At 29.6% G+C, this 3,314-nt stretch carries 2 protein-coding genes; both read right to left on the minus strand.

The annotated features are described in order from the left end of the window. Positions 1-176 precede the first annotated feature (176 nt). Positions 177-2,291 carry a DEAD/DEAH box helicase gene (locus tag Q0945_RS15700; protein ID WP_299436518.1) on the minus strand — a complete coding sequence of 705 codons (2,115 nt, stop codon included), beginning with the start codon at positions 2,289-2,291 and terminating at the stop codon, positions 177-179. Positions 2,292-2,293: 2 nt separating this feature from the next. Beyond that, on the minus strand, positions 2,294-3,214 hold the full coding sequence (locus tag Q0945_RS15705) for a DUF1837 domain-containing protein (protein WP_299436520.1): 921 nt from the start codon (positions 3,212-3,214) through the stop codon (positions 2,294-2,296). Positions 3,215-3,314 lie beyond the last annotated feature (100 nt).

Consider the following 3,314-nt stretch of genomic DNA (forward strand, 5'->3'; position numbering starts at 1 on the left):
GACACACAAGATTCTCATTTAGGATATTAAATTTAGTCAGAATTTTTCAGGTCAGCCATTAAGGGTAACGGTCTTGTATATGAAAAGTAGCGGATTTTTAAGCACTAACTTTTCGGTTTATACCTGTCCTTTGTTTTATTATTTATCTTTCGTTTAAGCACCAAAACCGCTATTTTTTATATACGTTGTTGGGCGTTCGTTATTTTTATTCCGTCAAAGAAATAGTTCAATATATATTTATCAAATTCATCTAAATTATTCGTTTTTTCAAAAGTCATTTCTTTTCCAATTTCATTAAAGCTTTCAACTACGCTATGAATTGTCAATTCGTCATCATAGAAATTAATAATTTCCGATTCGTGTAGTTTTTTTGAAATCATTCGAGGTAAACCATATTCCTCTAATTGAAATACCACTTTTGGAAGAAATGCGTGAGAACACCACTTTATAAATTTAGAAATATCATATTGTTTATCCTTTAAAATTCTTTTTTGCAAAGTGTTTAAATCATTTAATAGAGCAGAAAACTTATATGTTACGTTTCTTTCTAAAAGAAAGAATTTATCGATGCTAACGTCATAATCTTCAAGTTCTTTTAGTAATTCGGGAATGGATTTACTCCAATTATATGCCATAATCTTAATAAACTCGACAAAAGTTTTATAAGCCGTATCCCAATTCCCTGGTTGTAATTTTATAACCTTGTATAATAATCTATCCCAATTTTCAGGTTTGAATTCATTCAAATAATATAAACCATTCCACTCTTCTGGATTTGTAGATAGGTCAATAGCGATTGTTTTAATTAATTCGGAATTACTTGATTGAAATGCAGATTCTGCTATAAGTTCGTCATATGCTTGGACGCCTATAAGTTCGCCCATTTCATCATTATAGATTTTTAATTTTGCAACTTGTTCTTTAGTTAGTAATCCTTCATATTTCGTATCGTTTAAATCTCCCAATATTTCATCTGGGAATGGAATATCTAATTGAGTTTTACCTTCAATTGGTGGTTCTTCCAAAATGTAAATTTTACCAATAAAGTGTTTAAACATTCTACCACCTCTTCCAATAATATTTTTGTAAGTGAAGTCATCTAGTTTTGCACTTCCTTTTCTATTTCGCCATATTATTACATTTTCTGCTGACGTATTCACTCCTTCTATAATTGAAGAAGTTGAAATCAAATTACGAATACCTGTTTCTTCTTCAAATAATTTTACTTGAATTTGACTTAACGAACGGTGTAATCTACCATTATGGACACCAATTTCACGACTAATTAACTTTGTTAAACTCCAATTGACATCATAGTTTTTAGAAAGCCAATCTGCAAACATATCAAGCAGTTCATTTTTTACAGGTTCGTATGTGTCAAGAAAAAGATAAGTTAAGCTATCTATGTTTGAATATGTACCTGCATAAATCAAAGATTTCCCTCTATTTTCAGATAATATTTCTAATAGTTTTTCGCTCTTTTCTTCGTTGTTTTTTATTTGATTATATAATTTGTGTTTTTCTAAAAAAACTGTATTAAAATCAAGCCTGATAAATTCCATATCTTCTGTAAATGGATTGCTATCTATAGACGTGATATTTGGTGCGAGATAATATTTTTGATTAGATTTAGAACCAAGTTTTATCATTGCTCTAATTAAGCTAGGCGACCTTTCTTTATCAAACTTACTACTAGCTTTATAGAATTCATCAACAATCATTATATCAAATGATTCTACAATATTGATGTAATTCATTGCTCTTTCTTGCGGAAATATAAAAATATTTTTATCTGATAATTTAACATCAGAGGTAGTTATGATTTTATATTCGTGTGCAAATTTTTTATATAGTCTTCTTCTAGTTTCATCTGTTAGGGCTAATGTTGGTACAATAATTAATACGTTGTTCGGTTTTTTGATTTTGATGTAAGCGTCAATTACAAAACTCTTCCCAAAACTTGTAGGTGCACTTACAGCAATATTTCTACCCTCTAAAAGACTTTTAAGCAATAATGATTGTTCTCTATGAAGCGTTAGTGGTTTTTCCTCTCCAACGTCCACTTTAAAAGCATTGTAGATAAATCGTTCTTCCCAATTGGAGGTTTCGGGTTCTAAATAGGGGAAAAGTCCTGTTTCTCTTATTAAATGGTTAACCAATGGATTATAGGCTAATTCATTAGTGTTATGGTAGTCTAATAGCTTAATGAGTTCTTGTCGAGCTTCATTTTCTTGTTTACCAACTAGAAGTTCATTAATTATATGGCATTTATCAAAAACTTGTTCTTGCATATCTAATCTCTATAAACTTTTGCTATTTGAATAAATTTATCTACGATTTTATCTTTGTCAGCAATAGGAAACAGGATAATATGAAAATTAATTTTCTCGTATAAATGTACATCTGTACATTTTTGAATTTGCTTTTTAAAATATTGTGTCGCTCTGTCTTTGTGATAATCTACAATTCCTTGTTTATATTCTACTGTTAAAGCTGTTCCTGTTTTTGTTTGTTCGCATTCATATAAAAGTAAAATAGGAATATTTAAAATTGGCTTTATTTTATCAATTGATACATCTTGAGAAAGACTTGCTTTTATTTTGGTTTTTAACTCATCTGAAATTTCGTCAAAATCGTTGATGTCACTTAAATTGGTAATAATGCTATTCTCTTTTTTGATTTTTTCTAAACTAATAGAATCTTTCACAGAAGTGATAATTGTGTCTAAACGAGTATTTTCGATACTGTTGTAAAATTTAGATTCTCCAAACCATAGTGAAAAAGAGTCTTCTGATTCTATAACAATGTGGACACTGTCAGAACCTTTGGCTTCATCTTTTGTGTTTTGTTTGTAAAATATTTTAGGTACAATTGGAAGAGCAGAATAGTGGTCTTTCATTATTCCATAAAGAACAATTTCTGCAATTTCACTACCTCTACCAATTGCATCTACAGATTCAATTAATCGTAATTTCTTTGCTGATTCAGAAAGAATTGTACCTGCACCATCATTCAACAAAGCTTGTCTTTCGCTATGACTCAAAGCAGTTTCTTTAATGTTATCCCAAACATAGTTTTGAAACTTTTCATATCTCCATTCTCCATTCTCAAAATCATTGATTATTCCAAGAACTGATTTGTTGTCAGTCGGATTTAAAGAGTTGTCTAATTTAACGTCATCAAATATGTTATTTACGATAATTTCAAATTTCATTCTCGGTTTTTTTTAATGACGCCCAACGTTCTCGGCTATGATTTCGGACTGGGAAAGTATACACTAACCAGTCAGCCAGAGATAAATTTTTAAAATTAAT

This window comes from uncultured Maribacter sp. (assembly GCF_947500405.1).
Lineage (GTDB): Bacteria > Bacteroidota > Bacteroidia > Flavobacteriales > Flavobacteriaceae > Maribacter_B.